This is a genomic window from Microbacterium sp. EYE_78, from assembly GCF_023149035.1.
In the GTDB taxonomy this organism is placed as follows: domain Bacteria; phylum Actinomycetota; class Actinomycetes; order Actinomycetales; family Microbacteriaceae; genus Microbacterium.
In genome coordinates, this window is sequence record NZ_JAHXMY010000003.1 from 53,523 (window position 1) to 70,064 (window position 16,542).

Sequence of the window (16,542 nt, forward strand, 5' to 3'; positions counted from 1 at the left end):
CCGCCGGTCGTGCATCCGTCACCGTGCGGCGGCCGGACGCAGGGCCCGACGCGGCCGCCGGGTCAGCGGCCGCGCGACGCGGCGGCGACCACGAGCGAGTCGGGCAGCATCCGGGCGAGGGACGTGAGCACCTTGTAGCGCAGCGACGGGATGCTGACGGCCCGGCCTCGGGCGGCGTCGCGCAGCGCCTCGCGCACGACCTGCGGCGCGTCGAGCCACATCCACCGCGACACGCCCTCCTCGCCGGGAGGCAGCCCGAGACGCTCGTGGAAGTTCGTGTGCACGAACCCGGGACACACCGCCGTCACCGTCACCCCGCGCGGAGCATAGACGGTGTTCGCCCACCGGCTGAAGCTCACGACCCACCCCTTCGCCGCCCCGTACGTGCCGCGGGGCATGAGCCCTGCGACCGAGGCGACGTTCATGATGCGACCGTTGCCACGCGCCAGCATCGCGGGCAGGACCGCGCGGCTCAGCCGCATCGTGACCTCGACGTGCAGCCGCAGGTGGCGCGCCTCGTCCTCGATGTCGTTCCGCTCGAAGGCCAGCGGCAATCCGTACCCGGCGTTGTTGACGAGGACGTCGATGCCACCGGCCGCCAGGCGCTCCTCGACGCGGGCTCGCTGCGCGTCGTCGAGCAGGTCGGCCACCAGCACATCGGCTCGACCGCCTGCCGAACGGATCTCGTCCGCGAGCGCGTCCAGGGCGTCCGCGTCCCGCGCGACGAGGACGACGCTCGCACCGCGGGCGGACAGCTGGCGGGCGAACTCGGCGCCGATGCCGGAGCTCGCTCCGGTGACCAGGGCGGTGCGACTCATGCGCGCCAGCCTAGGAGCCGTCAGGGGGCGACGCGACCGTTCGCGTTGAAGGCGGCGTAGGTCAGGGGCATGAGCTCCTGCCAGGCGTCCTCCATCTTCTCGGCGCACATCTCGATCTCGCGCTGCGGGAACGACGGGAAGTGGGTGCCCTCGCGCATCGTCCGCAGCGACAGGAAGTTCATGAGCGACCGGGCGTTCACCGTCACGTACATCGACGACATGATGTTCAGCGGCAGGACGATGCGGGCGACCTCACGCGCGACGCCGGCGTCGAGCATCCGCTGGTAGCTCTCGAACGCGGCGACGGATGCCTGGCGCGTCTCGCGGGCGACGAGCTCGACCTGCTCGTCGGACCCGGGCAGGAAGTTGTAGGCGCCGGGCTTGCCGACCTGGACGAGGTTCCGCTCGGGCGCCGGGACGTAGAAGACGGGGCGGAGCTCGCGGTAGCGGCCGGACTCTTCGTTGTAGGACGCCATGCGGTGGCGCATGAACTCCCGGAACACGAAGATCGGCGCCTGCACGTAGAAGGTCATCGAGTTGTGCTCGAAGGGCGATCCGTGTCGGTCGCGCATCAGGTAGTTGATGAGCCCGCGGTCGCGCCCCGTCGCCTCGGTGCCTTCGGCGGCGGCTCCGAGCGTCTGCTCCCCCTGTGTGGACACCCGCGCCGCGAAGAGGACGTCGCTGTCGGACGCAGACGAGCGCACGAGCTCCACCGTCACGTCGCTGCGGAACTCGATCTCGGGGGTCTCTGCTCGCTCGCTCACAGGGCCTCAGCCTACCGGCGGATGTGTCGACGGATGACGACCTGCGCACCGCGCGGCGCGTCCGGGGAGGCCGCTCGGCACTACTGTGGAGCGGTCATGGATCTGATCCCCGCCATCATCGCGTTGAGCGTCCTCCTCGTGGCGACCCTGGGCATCGGCCTGGCCCTCCGGTGGGGGCAGAACCGCCCGCGGCGCTTCGACCCCACCGAAGTCGTCGAACCGGCACGACTCGGCGCCGATCGCCTCGGCGACACGGCCACGCTGCTGCAGTTCAGCACCGAGTCGTGCAGTCGGTGCCCCGGCGTGCACCGCACGCTCCGCGCCATCGCGGACGATCGTGACGGCGTCCTGCACCTGAACGTCGACCTCACCCACCGCGTGGACATCGCGCGGCACTTCCACGTCATGCAGACCCCCACCACGCTCATCCTCGATCGACACGGCGTCGTGAAGTCCCGCTTCGGCGGGACTCCGGGCCGACAGGTCGTCGAGATGGAGCTCGACCGCGTCACGATCGGATCGCATCATGGCTGAGCCCCGCGGTATCGACCCGAGAGGGCCGCGCTTCGCGGCATCCGTCACCGCCGTCCTGCTGCTCGGGGCGACGTTCCTCGCGCTGCTCGGGATCTCGACCCAGCAGCCCGCCGCCGCGTCCTTCGGGTGGTTCGCCTACCAGCCCCTGTCCGCGGAGTCGCTGCGCCCCACGTTCGGGCCATGGGTCCTTCCCTTCGCGCCGCTGTCGGCCCGCCTCCTCGACCCGGGCTTCCTCGCAGTCCTCGTCCTCGCGCTGCTGTTCCTCTGGGGCGTCGCCTCTCCCAGGACGGCCCCGTGGGGAGTCCTGTACCGCCGGCTGGTCCAACCCCGCCTCGCTCCCCCGACCGAGCTCGAGGACCCGCGTCCGCCCCGCTTCGCTCAGGGCGTCGGCCTGTTCGTGACCGTCGTCGGTCTCGTGCTCCACCTCGCGGGTGTGCCGTGGGCGCTGCCTATCGCCGCCGCGATGGCGTTCATGGCCGCGTTCCTCAATGCCGTCTTCGGGCTCTGCTTGGGATGCCAGCTGTGGCTGCTCCTGCAGCGCGTCGGGCTCGTGGGCCGCGCCGCCTGACCGCTCCGCGCCCGTCCGTCAAGACGCTCCTCGGTCCACCGCCGCCGGTCTAGGCTCGGCCTCGAATCCGTCAGCACGACACGAGGAGACCGACATGAGCGTCACGAGCGAAGCCACCACCAGCTGGAAGGGAAGCCTCTTCGAGGGTTCCGGCGAGATCGCACTGGAGAGCTCGAACCAGGGACCGTTCGCAGTGAACTGGAAGGCGCGCAGCGAGGGGTCGACCTCTGTCACGACACCCGAAGAGCTGATCGCCGCGGCCCACTCCTCGTGCTTCAGCATGGCCCTCTCGAACGCCCTCGCCGAGAACGGCACCCCGCCCGAGCGCGTCGACACGACGGCATCCGTCACTTTCATCCCCGGCACCGGCATCACCGGGTCGCACCTGAACGTCAGTGCCACGGTCCCCGGGCTCTCCGCCGAGGACTTCGACCGCATCGCGAACGAGGCGAAGACGGGATGCCCCGTCTCGGCCGCCCTCGCCGGCATCGAGATCACCCTCGAGGCGACGCTTGCCTGACCGGCGCGTCGTGATCTCGGGCGCGTCCGGCCTTATCGGGCGCGCCCTGATCGACTCCTTCACGGCTGACGGGTATGCGGTCACGAGGCTCGTGCGACACGCGCCGCAGTCCCCTCACGAGGTCGAATGGCACCCGGGCGCGGCGCCGCTCGAACCGCACGTCCTCGCCGGCGCCGTCGCCGTCGTGGGGCTGAACGGTGCCACCATCGGCCGGTTCCCGTGGACGTCGTCGTACAAGCAAACGCTCGTCCGTTCGCGCCTCCAGCCGACGCACACCCTCGCCCGCGCGCTCCGTGAACTGGGCGACGATGCACCCCTGTTCGTCAGCTCGTCTGCGACGGGGTACTACCCGACCGACGGACGCGACCGGATCTTCGACGAGGCGGGGCCTCGGGGCGACGCGTTCCTCTCCGAGCTGTGCGGGGAGTGGGAGGATGCCGCCGCCGCTGCGGGTCCCCGCGTCGCCCGGATCCGCACCGCCCCGGTCGTCCACCGGGCCGGCGTTCTGAAGCCGCTGATGCTGCTCACCCGCCTGGGACTGTCCGGGCCGCTCGGTCGCGGCACGCAGGTCTGGCCCTGGATCTCGCTCGAGGACGAGGTGCGCGCGATCCGGCACATCATCGATCGGGGACTCACCGGTCCGGTCAATCTCACCGGTCCGGAACGCGCCACAGCGAACGATCTCGGATTCGCGCTCGCGCAGCGCCTGCATCGGCCGTACGTGCTCCGAGCGCCGCTCTGGGCGATCCGCCTCGTCCTCGGCCGGGACGCCGTCGACGCACTGTTGGCGACCGACACGCACGTCGTCCCGAAGGCCCTCCTCGATTCCGGGTTCGAGTTCCGTCACCGGAGCGTCGAGGACGCGGTCGCGGCGGCCGTCTGAGTCAGCGGCGCCGCGAGGCGCGCTCCACCGAGATGGCCTTCCGGATGGCGCCTCGTGCGCGCTTGCGGTCGCCCGCGCCGTCGTACAGGAGGCCCATCCGATACCACGCCCGCCAATCCCCCGGGTCGGATCGCACGGCGTCGCGGTAGGCCGGGAAGAGCGCGTCAGCCTCGGCCTGCACGGGACGCCCACTCGGGCGCAGGGTCAGTTCCTCGGACGGCAGTGCCCCCTCGTCCGCGAGACGCGCTCCGAGACGCTGCGCGCCGATCCCGAAGCTGAGCTCGCGCCACAGCGCCCAGAGCGCCACGAGCGGGAGGATGGTCAGCGCGACGCCCATGGCGATGCCGACGGGATCGCCGCTGAGGACGAGCAGCACCGCCCGCTGACCGACGAGGGCGATGTAGAGGACGAGGGCGACGGCGACGATCGCGACCGCGATCCGCGTCTTCATGCGTGCGACGACGCTGCGACCTGGCCCGACGCGGCGCCGTCGGCCACCGGTGCTGTCCGGGCGGCGGCCGGCATCCGGATGCCGATGTCGATCATCGAGTCCAGCCCGACCACGACACCGCTCGCCTCACGCGCAGCGCCCAGCGCGACGCGGATGCCCGGGGCGTAGGCGGCGGCCGGGTCGATCGTGTCGTGGACGATCGACAGGGACTCCCCCGGGCCCGACAGGATCGTCTCCTGGCGCGCGACGACACCGGGGCGGCGCAGGGAGTGGACGGGAACGGAGGCGATCTGCTGACCTCGCGCCCGCTGGTCGGCGTGCGGCGCCTCGACGGGACCCGCGTCCGAGCGCGCGGCGGCGATCAGTTCAGCGGTGCGCACGGCGGTGCCGCTGGGCGAGTCGACCTTGGTCTCGCGGTGCGTCTCGACGATCTCGATCGACGGGAAGAACGGGGCGGATGCCGCGGCCAGCGCTGACCCCACGACCGACCCGAGCGAGAAGTTGGGGACGAACACCGCACCCGTCCCGGCGGCGTCGACCAGGGGGCGCACGAGCGCGATCCGCTCCGCCGACCACCCCGAAGTGCCGACGAGGACGTTCTTGCCGCGCTCGATCGCCGCACGGACGACGTCCACCGACACGGCGGGGGTGGAGGCGTCGACGACGAGGTCGGCGGCATCCATCTCGGACAGGTCGCTCGCCGAGCCCAGCACGGCCACGGTCTCGAATCCTTCGGTGTCCTCGATCACCCGGGCGATGATGCCGCCCAGCTTGCCGGTGCCGCCCACGAGGGCCACGCGCGTCGTCATGGTCTCAGCCTAGGCGGGCAGGAAGGAGACGACCGTGTCCCACGCGAGCTTGACGATCAGCAGCGACAGCACGACGAGGAAGACGATCCGCACGAACCGGCTGCCGCCGCGCGTCGCCATCCGTGCACCCACGAACCCGCCGGCCATGTTGGCCGCTGCCATCGCGACGCCGAGCACCAGGAGGATCTCACCGTGCACGCCGTACACCGCGAGCGCGGCGAGGTTCGTGGTCAGATTGGCGATCTTCGCGTTGACACTCGCCTGCAGGAACCCGAAACCCAGGACGCCCACGAGCAGGATGACGAAGAACGACCCCGTCCCGGGTCCGAGGATGCCGTCGTAGAAGCCGACCCCCGCACCGATGAGCGCCGATCGCCAGACGATCGCTCGTCGCTCGGTGTGCCGTGGTTCGTGGCGCAGGCCCATCTGCGGACGCAGCAGGGTGTAGACCGCGACGGCGACGACGGCGACGAGGACCACGGGGGTGAGGACATCGCGGGGAACGTACCGCGACAGCGCTGCGCCGATCGCGGAACCGCTGCACGCGCCGAGCACGAGGGGGATCAGGAGGGTCAGATGAACGCGGACCCGACGGAGGTAGACCCAGCTCGCCGAGAGCGTCCCGAAGAACGACGACAGCTTGTTGGTGCCCAGGATGAAGGGGGTGGCGACGTCCTTCGGCACCCCGACGACGAGCGCAGGGAGCTGGATCAGGCCCCCACCGCCCACGACCGCGTCAACCCAGCCGGCGACGCCGGCCGCGGCGATGAGGAACGCGAGGGCCGCGGCCGAGACCGGCAGCCATTCGGCGAGGAGCGGACCGTCGAGCACCGGTCAGAGCGGGAGGATGTCCGGCAGACCGGTGCGCAGTTCGACGGGGAGGTGGGCGAGGTCGTTGTGGGAGACCAGGGTCCAGGGACGCCCCGGACGCTGCGCCAGCACGGTGAGCCCGCAGTGCGCCTGGTTGATCGTGAGCCACCGCCAGTCCGGCGCCTGCAGGACTTCGCGCACGAACCACGCGATCACGAAGTTGTGCGTGATGAGCAGCTCGTGGGCATTGGGTCGGTGGGCGAGGAACTCGGCCACGGCGTCGGACATCTGGGCGGCACCGGCATCCGTCTCCGCCTCGGTGACGCCGCCGAAGAACGGCTCGTACACGTTCGGGGTGTCGGGGGTCATCGCGCTCGGCACGCAGTCGAACAGCAGCGCCGTCGGTTCGGGATCGACGGCGGGCAGACGCTGCGCGACCGCACGCGCCGTCTCGGCCGCCCGCTCGAGCGGCGAGTGCCAGACGGCGGTCAGCGGGACCCCGGAGAGACGATCCGCGAGCAGCTCGGCCTGGCGGCGACCCCGGGGCGAGAGGGGCCCGTCAGCCAGCCCGTGCTCTGCGTCGAGGTGCTCGCCATGGCGCACCAGGTACAGATAGTGCGTCACGTCATCGCTCGCTTCGTCGGCTTACGCCGGGGTTGGCCACGGCTGCGTACAGCCTAAACCAGGCTCAGTCCGCGGCCCGCGCGATCTCGGCCAGGTGCGCCCTGCTCAGGTGGACGCCGACACCCTGCACCAGCTCGTCCACATGGGATGCCGCGTAGGCGTTCACGATCGGCGCGACGACCACGCGCTGCGCGAGGAGCCACGCGATCGCGATCGCGGCCGGCGGCACAGCGAGCTCGGCGGCGATCCGGTCGAGCGCCCGCAACGTCCGGGCCCCGCGCCGGTTCATGCTGGCGGCCAGCTGCCGGCCGCGGACGTCGGCGCCGACCCTGTCGCGTGCACGATGCGCGCCCGACAGGTAGCCGTGCTCGAGGGCCTGCGAGGGCGTCACCGCGATCCCCTGCGCTCCCGCGACCAGACGCAGGTCGCCGTCGAAGTCGCCGCGACGCAGCACGTTGTAGGGCACATCCAGGACGGTCAGCCTCGGGTACCCCGCGGCGGACAGGATGCGCGCCTCGACCAGCTGCGCGGCACGGTGACCGGACGCGCCGAGGGACCGGACCTTCCCCGTGTCGACGAGCCACTCGGCGGTGGCGAGGGTGTCCTCCAACAGCGTGCGGTGGTCGGCGGTGCCGTCGAGGTAGAGGACGTCGATGCGATCCGTCACGAGCCGCGTCAGGGACGCCTCCACCGCGCGGACGAGGTTCGTCGACCCGAGTCCCGGGTTGTCGGGGCCGCGACCGACACGGACGGCCAGCACGACGTCATCGCGGTTGCGTCGGGACTGCATCCACTGACCCACGACATGCTCGCTGCGCCCCGCGGCGTAGCTGTCGGAGGTGTGGACGGCGTTGCCGCCCCGGTCGACGTAGCGATCGAGGATGGCGTGCGCTGCGGACAGATCGACGTGCCAGCCGAACTCTGCCGCACCGAGGATGAGGGGGAAGACGTCGAGACCGGTCTCACCGAGCGGCACACGCAGAGCCTTGCCCACCGGGGCTCCGTGGACCGGGAGCGGCCCCGACGGGTGCTGGTGGGGCGCGACGGGCTGCGGCGTGTCCTTCGCCGTTTCGAACGCGGCCATGTGCGTCTCCTTGCGGAGCGATCGAGGAGGTGTCGGTCACGCACCCCCTGATGCGCTCACTCCGAGGTTAGGGCAGGTCGCCGACACCGTCGGACGCCCCGGCGACGGGACGGAGAATTTCCGATAACGGTTCTGTCACGCTTCCCGTGGGGGAATGAGGCCCGAACGCGGAACGCCCGCCCCCGCGGACGGGGACGGGCGTTCCGGGTGTCGGACTCAGACCTCGGCAGGAGCCTCGGCGGGCTGCTCGCCCTCCGCGGCCTTCTCCTCGAGGACCGGCTCGAGCGACAACTTGCCGCGGTCGTCGATCTTGGTGATGCGGACCAGGAGCTTCTGACCGACGCCCAGCACATCCTCGACGTTCTCGACGCGCTTTCCGCCGGCGAGCTTGCGGACCTCGCTGACGTGCAGCAGGCCGTCCTTGCCGGGAAGGAGGGAGACGAACGCACCGAAGGTCGCGATCTTGACGACCGTGCCCAGGAACTGCTCGCCGACCTCGGGGTTGGTCGGGTTGGCGATCGCGTTGACCTGCGCGCGGGCGGCCTCCGCCGAGGGGCCGTCGACCGCACCGATGTACACGGTGCCGTCGTCCTCGATCGAGATCTGCGCACCGGTCTCGTCCTGGATCGAGTTGATCGTCTTGCCCTTGGGGCCGATCAGCTCGCCGATCTTGTCGACGGGGATCTGCACGCTGATGACGCGGGGCGCGGTGGGCGCCATCTCGTCAGGGGCGTCGATCGCCGAGTTCAGGACGTTCAGGATGGTGAGGCGAGCGTCCTTGGCCTGGGTCAGCGCGGCGGCGAGCACCGACGACGGGATGCCGTCGAGCTTCGTGTCGAGCTGGATCGCCGTGATGAACTCGCTCGTTCCGGCGACCTTGAAGTCCATGTCGCCGAGCGCGTCCTCGGCGCCGAGGATGTCGGTCAGTGCGGCGTAGCGCGTCTGGCCGTCGACCTCGTCGGTGACGAGACCCATCGCGATACCGGCGACCGGGGCGCGCAGCGGCACACCGGCGTTGAGCAGCGACAGGGTCGACGCGCAGACCGAGCCCATCGACGTGGAGCCGTTGGACCCGAGGGCCTCGGACACCTGACGGATCGCGTACGGGAACTCCTCGCGGCTGGGCAGCACCGGCACGAGGGCGCGCTCGGCGAGGAAGCCGTGCCCGATCTCGCGACGCTTCGGGCTGCCGACGCGACCGGTCTCACCGGTCGAGTAGGGCGGGAAGTTGTAGTGGTGCATGTAGCGCTTGCTCGTCGTGGGCGACAGCGAGTCGATCTGCTGCTCCATCTTGAGCATGTTCAGCGTGGTGACACCCATGATCTGGGTCTCGCCGCGCTGGAAGATGGCCGATCCGTGGACGCGCGGGATGACCTGCACCTCCGCGTCGAGCGGACGGATGTCGGCGAGGCCGCGACCGTCCATGCGCACACCCTCGGCGAGGATGCGGCCGCGCACGACGATCTTGGTGACCGACTTGTACGCAGCGGAGAACTCGATCGGCGCACCGGCGGGCAGCTGCTCCGCCTCCACGGCGGCGATGAGCTCCGCCTTGACGCGGTCCTTGACGGCGTCGTCGGCAGCCTGGCGCTCCTGCTTGTCCGCGATCTGGTAGACGTTCACCAGGTCGTCGTACGCACGGCCCGCGACGAAGTCGTAGACCTCGGAGCTGTAGGGCGGGAAGACGGGGTAGACGCCCGGCTCACGCGAGGACTCCGCGGCCATCTGCGACTGCGCCTCGACGAGCTGCTTGAGGAACGGCTTGGCCGCCTCGAGACCGCCGGCGACGATCTCCTCGCTCGGCTTGACGGCGCCGCCCTTGATGAGGTTCCAGCTGTTCTCGGTGGCTTCCGCCTCGACCATCATGATGGCGACGTCGCCGTCCGCGAGGACGCGCCCGGCGACCATGAGGTCGAAGACGGCCTCCTCGACCTGCGCCTGGTTCGGGAACGCGACCCACTGGTCGGCGTGCTCGCCGTGGCCGGGGATGAGCGCGAGGCGCACACCGGCGATCGGGCCGGAGAACGGCAGACCCGAGATCTGGGTCGAGGCCGACGCGGCGTTGATCGCGAGGGCGTCGTAGTACTCGCCCGGAGCGATGGACAGCACGGTCACGACGATCTGCACCTCGTTGCGGAGGCCGTCGACGAACGACGGGCGCAGCGGGCGGTCGATGAGACGGCAGACGAGGATCGCCTCGGTGGAGGGACGCCCTTCGCGACGGAAGAACGAGCCCGGGATCTTGCCCGCCGCGTACGAACGCTCTTCGACGTCGACGGTCAGCGGGAAGAAGTCGAAGCCCTCGCGAGGGTGCTTGCCGGCGCTCGTGGCCGACAGGATCATCGTCTCCTCGTCGAGGTAGGCGGCGACGGCCCCCTGCGCCTGCTGGGCGAGGCGTCCGGTCTCGAAGCGGACGGTGCGGGTGCCGAAGCGGCCGTTGTCGAGGACGGCTTCGGCGGCGGTGATTTCAGGACCTTCCAAGAGGTCTCTCCTTCTTTGTTTAGCCTCGCGCCTCCGTGTGAGGGGCGAGGTTCGATCGAAGGAGCAGGAACAGGCAGATATGGGCGCGCGGAGGCATCCGCGAGAACCGCCTGCGCTGGCCACCGGTGGAAGACCACCATCCGCATCGTCGGGATGGGAATCCACCACAGGGGACCAGCTTCCTGCCGGCCTGCTCCATGAAGCTCACTGTGAAGTTGAGCGGATGCCACGGTTCGGACCGTGGACAACCCGGCCAAGCCTATCAGCGCGGCCCTCGCCTGCGTATCGTGGGCGCATGAGCGATCACGAGAAGACCGCGGACGCGGCATCCGATGACATGAAGCGGAAGTTCCGCGAGGCGCTCGAGAAGAAGAACGCGCAGCACCGGCAGGGCGAAGCGCACCTGGACGGCGATTCCGCCGTCCACGGGACGCACGGCGCCGTGACCAAGCGCGAGTTCCGACGCAAGAGCGGCTGACCCGACGCGGTCCCGACATGACGGCGGGCCCGGACGCCGTTCGGCTGTCCGGGCCCGCCGCGTTCGTGGCGGCGCGTCGGGGGTCAGTGCGTCACGGCCTCTTCGCGGCGGCGTGCGCGCTCGGCCTTGGCCGCCGCCTCGTCGAGCGCCGCGTCGTTCAGCCCGGTCGTGTCGACCGCGCCGGTGTCGTCCGACACGCCGTGAGCGGTGAGGGTCGACTCGTCGAAGGGCCGCTCCCCCGCGAGGACCGCACGGGCCTGCTGCCGGTCGAACTCCTTCGTCCACGCCCCGATGAGGAGCGTCGCGACGGCGTTGCCCGTGAAGTTCGTGAGCGCACGCCCCTCCGACATGAAGCGGTCGATCCCGACGATCACCCCCACGCCGTCGACGAGGTCGGGGCGGTAGGCCTGCAGACCGCCGGCGAGCGTGGCCAGGCCGGCTCCGGTGACGCCCGCGGCGCCCTTCGACGCGATGATCATGAAGACGAGGAGCCCGATCTGCTCGGGGATCGTCATCGGCGAGCCCATTCCCGCGGCGATGAACAGCGACGCCATCGTCAGGTAGATCGCCGTGCCGTCGAGGTTGAACGAGTACCCGGTGGGAACGGTGATGCCCACGACCGGCTTGGACACGCCCAGGTGCTCCATCTTCGCGATGAGTCGCGGCAGCGCGGATTCACTCGAGGAGGTGCCGACGATGAGCAGGTACTCACGGCCGAGGTACTTCATGACGCGGAAGATGTTGATCCGCGTGACGGAGTACAGGATCGTCCCGAGGACACCCACGATGAACACGAGGCATGTGATGTAGAACGCGATCATCAGGATGCCGAGGCTGACGATCGCGGCGAAGCCCGTCTTCCCGACGACCGCCGCGATGGCGCCGAACGCCCCGATGGGGGCGAGCCAGAGGATCATCCCGAGGATCCGGAAGACGAGGGCCTGCAGGTTCTTCACCGCGGTCATGATCGGCTCGGCCTTGGCCCCCATCTTCTGCAGCGCGAACCCGACGAGGAGCGCGATGAAGAGGACCTGGAGGACGCTCTCACCGGTGAACGCCGAGAAGAACGTCGTCGGGATGATCCCGAGGATGAACTCCGTCGTGGTCTTCGCCTCGCTCGCGTCGCCCGCGTCGTAGCTGGCGCCCTGCATGTTGAGACCCTCGCCGGGGTGGATGATGTTGCCGACCACCAGGCCGATCGCCAGCGCGAACGTCGACATCGCCATGAAGTAGAGCAGCGCCAGTCCGCCGATGCGGCCGACCGTCGCGGCCTTCGCGATGGAGCCGACGCCGACGACGATCGTGCAGAAGATGATGGGCGCGATCATCATCTTGATGAGGTTGACGAACGCCTTGCCGACGGGTTCGAGCGCGACACCGAAGGTCGGCCACAGCAGACCCACCACGGCGCCGAGCACGACGGCGAGGATCACCGAGACGTACAGCCAGGTGTGCTTGTCCCAGGCCTGCTTTCCGCGGCGGGGGTTGTATCCGGGAAGCCGGAACGACGATGTGAGGGCCATGATCTCCTCCAGGTGACAGTCCTTGTCGGGCCGACGGCGGTGTCGACGGATCCCAGCATCACGCCGGTGCGCCCACGGCCCGAGTTGTGGTCGTATTGGTCGCACGACGCGGCTCGGAGACGGAGGATCGGACATGGCAGGTGCGCGCAGCGCGGCATCCCGCGTCTTCGTCCTCGTCAGCGCGGCCGTCCTCGTCCTGGCCCTGGTCACCGCGGGCGTCCTGCTCTGGGAGGGCCAGCGCGCGGTGCGCGCCGAGGCCGAACGCGTCACCCGCGCCGTCGCGGAGACCATCGCCGACACCTCCGCCGTCGTGGACGCGCTCGCGGCGGGCGATCTCGACGCCGCGACGCGGACGCTGCAGCCCGAGGTCGAAGCGATCATCTCCGACGCGGGCGTCGACTTCGTGACGGTCATGGACACCCGGGGCATCCGGGTCACCCATCGCGACCGCGAGCAGATCGGCAAGCCGTACATCGGCACGATCCCCGACGGGCGCGCCGTCCTGACCGAGGATTTCACAGGGACGCTCGGGCCGTCCGTCCGCACGATCGTGCCCGTCCTCGACGGTGACCGGCTCGTCGGTCGCGTCTCGGTGGGGGTGACGATCGGCGCGATCACGCAGACGCTGACCCCGCGCATCCTGGTCGCGATCGCGATCGCCGTCACGCTGGCGGCGGCGGGGCTCATCGGAGCGGTCGTCGCCCGGCGCGCGACCCGACGCGTGACCGGCGACCTGCCGGCGGGCGCCGTGCGCGACGCGGTCTCGTCCTACGAGTCCATGCGGACGCTCGGCGAGGCGCTCCGGGCCCAAACGCACGAGCACGGCAACCGTCTGCACACCGCGATCGCCCTCCTCGAGCTCGGCCGGACCGGGGAGGCGATCGACATCCTCTCGGAGAACGCGCGGCAGAGCCAGCTGCTCGTCGACCAGGTCGCGGCGCGTCGCGACGGCGACCCGACGGTCGGCGCACTGCTGCTCGGCAAGGCCTCGCAGGCGAAGGAACGCGGCATCGAATGGCGCGCCGCCATCGACGCCGACGCCCCACGGTCGGCCCTCTCCCCCGTCGACGCGGTCTCGGTCGTCGGCAACCTCATCGACAACGCGCTGGACGCTGCCGCGGCCGGTCCCGCGCCACGCTGGGTCGAGGTCCGCATGACGCGTACACCCGAGGACGAGCTCGCCGTCGAGGTCGTCGACAGCGGAAGGGGCATCCCCGACGAGCTCCGGGACCGCGTCTTCGACCATGGCTTCTCGACGAAACCCACCGGGAGCGACGGACGCGGCGTCGGCCTCGCCCTCGTCCGCTCGATCGTCGACGAAGCCGAGGGGACCGTGACCGTCGGGCGCGCTCCGACGAGCTTCCGCGTGGTGCTCCCTCGGCGGCCGTCGTGATCGGGGTCCTCCTCGTCGACGACGACGCCCTGACGCTCGAACTGCACCGGCACTACGTCGAGCGACTCGACGGGTTCCGTGTCGTCGGGGAGTGCACCGGCGCGCGGGCGGCGGTGACCGCGATCCTCGACGCCCCCCGGGCGGCGGACATCGACCTGGTGCTCCTCGACATGACGATGCCCGACGGCAGCGGACTCGACGTCCTCCGCCACGTCCGCGCCCGCGCCGCATCGGTCGACGTCATCGCGATCACCTCCGTGCGCGAGGCCGACACCGTCCGTCAGGTCATCGCCCTCGGCGCCGTCCAGTACCTCGTGAAGCCCTTCACCTTCGGCGACTTCCAGGAGCGGATGCTGCAGTACCGACGCTTCCGCGACCAGGCGGCGCTTGCTGCCGGCGCGGCCACACAGGCCGAGATCGATGCGATGCTCGGCGCGCTCCGGACCGCGCCCGCCCCGACCCTTCCGAAGGGGCTGTCGCCCGACACCCTCGATCGCGTGGGCGCGCTGCTGCGCGGCGAACCGATGTCCGCCCGCGAGGCCGCCGACCGGCTCGGGATGTCGCGGGTCGCCGCGCGCCGCTACCTCGAGCACTTCGCGGACGCCGGTCGCGCCGAGCGCGCACAGCGATACGGGACGCCGGGTCGCCCCGAGACGGAGTACCGCTGGGTCCGGTGACCCTCAGCGGCGCGCGCCCTGGCGACCCGCGGGGCGTTCGATCACGATGTAGTCCGGCTGCTTGGCGGTGAGGCCGTCACCGGCGCTGCGGCCCCGCATCCGTCGCCACATCCAGGGAATCGCATCCCTGCGGAGCCAGCTGCCCGGCTCCGGCGCGTCCTCGTCGATGTGGAACGCCTCGTCGAGGTCGGCGAGCGCATCGGCGTGCGGGACGCCGAGCACCTCGGCGGCACGGTACGCGACGACGCGGTGGCCGCGGGGACGCAGATGCACGCGGTCGTCCGCCCACTGATCGAGACGACGGAGCGACTCGTCGTTCTCGAGATCGAGGAGAACGGCGCCGGTCCGCGCGGCGATCTGCCGGAGTCTCGCGTTGTACCGGGCGAACCGTCGGACGAAGAGCCCCGCGCCACGGCGGTCGGGGAGGAAGACCGTCGCGAGCAGGACGTCCGCGCCCTGCGCACGGATGCGCGCCACCGCGTCCTCGACGCGGGAGGCCAGGGCGTCGACGTCCCGATCGCCGGCGAGGAGGTCGTTCGCCCCGATCAGGATGGACACGAGGTCGGGCCGCAGTTCGAGACAGCGCGGCAGCTGCTCCCGCACGAGGTCGTCCACCCGTCGGCTCCGCACCGCGAGATTCGCGTACCGGAAGGGTCGCCCGTCAGCGGTCGACGGCGCGAGGAGGTTCGCGAGCCGGTCCGCCCAGCCGCGGAACGCGCCGGCCGGCATCCGGGACGCGTCGCAGAGCCCCTCCGTGATCGAGTCCCCCAGTGCGACGTAGCGCGCCCAGGGGCGACGCGTCGCGTCGGTGCCCGTGGCGGCGGCGGTGCCGGCGATGTCGGAACGCGGCCAGGCCATCGTCCGGCGCCCACCGTCGAGCCGCCGCAGCTCGGCGGCCCGCTGGTAGTGCTCGACGAGGCGCTCGGCGAGGCTCTGCCACGTGCGGCCGGCGACCGCCGTCCGCGCAGCGCTCGCGAAGGCGCGGCGCTTGATCTCGTCCCCCACCAGATCGAGGACACGCGTGCGCAGATCGGCCGCATCGCCGGGCCGGTAGAGCCAGCCGTCGACACTGCTGCGGACGAGGTCGACCGGGCCTCCGCGCCCGACGGCGACGACCGGCACACCGCTCGCCTGCGCCTCTTGTATCGTCTGCCCGAACGTCTCGCTCTCGCCGGGGTGCACGAAGACGTCGAACGATGCCATCGCTGCGGCGAGCGCCTCTCCGCCGAGGTGGCCGAGGAAGATCGCCTCCGGCAGCAGCCGCTCGAGGGACGGGCGTGACGGACCGTCGCCGACGATGACGAGGCGGACTCCCGGGATGCCGCGGAGCGCCACCAGGTCCTCCACCTGCTTCTCGGGCGCGAGGCGACCGACGTACCCGACGATGTGCTCCCCGGGTGCCACCATCGCCCGCCAGACCTCGTCGCGTCGGTCGGGCCGGAACCGGTCGCCGTCCACCCCGCGGCCCCACAAGGCCACGCGGTCGACGCCCAGTGCGGTCAGCTGCGCACGCGCCGCTGCCGAGGGGGCCAGGGTGAGCGTCGCCCGCCGGTGCAGCCGACGGACCTGCGCCTCAGCGAGCGCCGTCGCCTTCGCCACGCCGTACCGTCCGGTGTAGGCGATGACGTCGGTCTGGTAGACCGCGACGCTCGGGATGCCGCGGGATTCGGCGGCGAGCACCCCCTGCCACCCGAGCAGGAACGGGGACGCCAGATGCACGACGTCGGCGCCGAAGCGCGAGAGGTCGCGTGCGATGGACGCCGCCGGCGGCACCGCGAGACGGACGGCGGGATAGGTCGGCAGCGGGAAGGACGGGACGGCGCGTCCCGGCATCCCCAGGTCGTGGTCACGGACCGCCGGGGCGACGATGAACACCTCGTGCCCCAGGCGCTCCAGCTGCGCCCGCACCTGGAGGACGGACCCGGTGACCCCGTTCATGTGCGGGAGGAAGGACTCGGTGACGACCGCGACTCTCACACGACCAGCGTGAGGGCTCCGGCCTCGTCGGCGCTCCGTCCCGGCCTGGCAGCACGCAGTGTTCACCCGATGCTCCGCGAGCGGTCACGCGTGCGCGGTCCGGGCGCCACCGAGCACCACGACGCCGACTCCCCCGACCGTTCCACCG

At 71.2% G+C, this 16,542-nt stretch carries 17 protein-coding genes; 7 read left to right on the top strand and 10 right to left on the bottom strand.

Features of this window, described 5'->3' with window-relative positions:
- Nucleotides 1-62: 62 nt before the first annotated feature.
- Entirely contained in the window at nt 63-818 is a 756-nt protein-coding gene (locus tag KZX17_RS14285; RefSeq protein ID WP_248175124.1) for an SDR family oxidoreductase, read from the bottom strand.
- Nucleotides 819-838: 20 nt separating this feature from the next.
- A complete protein-coding gene (gene thyX / locus KZX17_RS14290; protein ID WP_248175122.1) occupies nt 839-1,582 on the bottom strand; it encodes an FAD-dependent thymidylate synthase in 744 nt (247 codons plus the stop codon).
- Between the two features lie 96 nt (nt 1,583-1,678).
- Here thyX and KZX17_RS14295 point away from each other — a divergent pair, with 96 nt between their 5' ends.
- From KZX17_RS14295 to KZX17_RS14310, 4 genes are all read left to right on the top strand, one after another.
- The gene (locus tag KZX17_RS14295) at nt 1,679-2,116 is read left to right on the top strand and encodes a thioredoxin family protein (protein WP_248175120.1); all 438 of its coding nucleotides are present in this window, start codon (nt 1,679-1,681) and stop codon (nt 2,114-2,116) included.
- Nucleotides 2,109-2,684 carry a DUF4395 domain-containing protein gene (locus KZX17_RS14300; RefSeq protein ID WP_248175118.1) on the top strand — a complete coding sequence of 192 codons (576 nt, stop codon included), beginning with the start codon at nt 2,109-2,111 and terminating at the stop codon, nt 2,682-2,684. The genes KZX17_RS14295 and KZX17_RS14300 overlap by 8 nt, the downstream gene beginning before the upstream one ends.
- Nucleotides 2,685-2,778: 94 nt before the next feature.
- A complete protein-coding gene (locus KZX17_RS14305; protein ID WP_248175116.1) occupies nt 2,779-3,204 on the top strand; it encodes an OsmC family peroxiredoxin in 426 nt (141 codons plus the stop codon).
- Nucleotides 3,197-4,087: a TIGR01777 family oxidoreductase gene (locus KZX17_RS14310; RefSeq protein WP_248175114.1), complete on the top strand. Its 891-nt coding sequence runs from the start codon at nt 3,197-3,199 to the stop codon at nt 4,085-4,087. The genes KZX17_RS14305 and KZX17_RS14310 overlap by 8 nt, the downstream gene beginning before the upstream one ends.
- Before the next feature lies 1 nt (nt 4,088).
- On the opposite strand, the gene KZX17_RS14315 is transcribed toward KZX17_RS14310, so the two are convergent.
- From KZX17_RS14315 to KZX17_RS14340, 6 genes are all read right to left on the bottom strand, one after another.
- Nucleotides 4,089-4,538, bottom strand: coding sequence for a tetratricopeptide repeat protein (locus tag KZX17_RS14315; protein WP_248175112.1), 450 nt, complete (start codon nt 4,536-4,538; stop codon nt 4,089-4,091).
- Nucleotides 4,535-5,347, bottom strand: a complete 813-nt coding sequence (gene dapB / locus KZX17_RS14320) for a 4-hydroxy-tetrahydrodipicolinate reductase (protein WP_248175110.1) — start codon at nt 5,345-5,347, stop codon at nt 4,535-4,537. Before dapB ends, KZX17_RS14315 begins: the two co-directional genes overlap by 4 nt.
- Nucleotides 5,348-5,356: 9 nt before the next feature.
- The gene (locus KZX17_RS14325; RefSeq protein WP_248175108.1) at nt 5,357-6,178 is read right to left on the bottom strand and encodes a TSUP family transporter; all 822 of its coding nucleotides are present in this window, start codon (nt 6,176-6,178) and stop codon (nt 5,357-5,359) included.
- Between the two features lie 3 nt (nt 6,179-6,181).
- The gene (locus KZX17_RS14330) at nt 6,182-6,781 is read right to left on the bottom strand and encodes a histidine phosphatase family protein (RefSeq protein ID WP_308194640.1); all 600 of its coding nucleotides are present in this window, start codon (nt 6,779-6,781) and stop codon (nt 6,182-6,184) included.
- Nucleotides 6,782-6,845: 64 nt separating this feature from the next.
- Nucleotides 6,846-7,865: an aldo/keto reductase gene (locus tag KZX17_RS14335; protein ID WP_248175106.1), complete on the bottom strand. Its 1,020-nt coding sequence runs from the start codon at nt 7,863-7,865 to the stop codon at nt 6,846-6,848.
- Nucleotides 7,866-8,081: 216 nt separating this feature from the next.
- Nucleotides 8,082-10,346 carry a polyribonucleotide nucleotidyltransferase gene (locus KZX17_RS14340; RefSeq protein ID WP_248175104.1) on the bottom strand — a complete coding sequence of 755 codons (2,265 nt, stop codon included), beginning with the start codon at nt 10,344-10,346 and terminating at the stop codon, nt 8,082-8,084.
- A 295-nt stretch (nt 10,347-10,641) separates the two neighbouring features.
- Between KZX17_RS14340 and KZX17_RS14345 the strand changes: the two genes are divergently transcribed.
- A complete protein-coding gene (locus KZX17_RS14345; protein WP_248175103.1) occupies nt 10,642-10,824 on the top strand; it encodes a DUF5302 domain-containing protein in 183 nt (60 codons plus the stop codon).
- A gap of 83 nt (nt 10,825-10,907) precedes the next feature.
- Here KZX17_RS14345 and KZX17_RS14350 read toward each other — a convergent pair whose 3' ends face one another.
- Nucleotides 10,908-12,347, bottom strand: a complete 1,440-nt coding sequence (locus tag KZX17_RS14350; protein WP_248175102.1) for a cation:dicarboxylate symporter family transporter — start codon at nt 12,345-12,347, stop codon at nt 10,908-10,910.
- A 133-nt stretch (nt 12,348-12,480) separates the two neighbouring features.
- Between KZX17_RS14350 and KZX17_RS14355 the strand changes: the two genes are divergently transcribed.
- Both KZX17_RS14355 and KZX17_RS14360 read left to right on the top strand, forming a co-directional pair.
- On the top strand, nt 12,481-13,740 hold the full coding sequence (locus tag KZX17_RS14355) for an ATP-binding protein (protein WP_248175101.1): 1,260 nt from the start codon (nt 12,481-12,483) through the stop codon (nt 13,738-13,740).
- Nucleotides 13,737-14,417 carry a response regulator gene (locus tag KZX17_RS14360; RefSeq protein ID WP_248175100.1) on the top strand — a complete coding sequence of 227 codons (681 nt, stop codon included), beginning with the start codon at nt 13,737-13,739 and terminating at the stop codon, nt 14,415-14,417. Before KZX17_RS14355 ends, KZX17_RS14360 begins: the two co-directional genes overlap by 4 nt.
- A 3-nt stretch (nt 14,418-14,420) precedes the next feature.
- Here the strand turns inward: KZX17_RS14360 and KZX17_RS14365 are convergent, their stop codons facing one another.
- On the bottom strand, nt 14,421-16,394 hold the full coding sequence (locus KZX17_RS14365) for a GDSL-type esterase/lipase family protein (protein ID WP_248175098.1): 1,974 nt from the start codon (nt 16,392-16,394) through the stop codon (nt 14,421-14,423).
- Nucleotides 16,395-16,542: the final 148 nt, after the last annotated feature.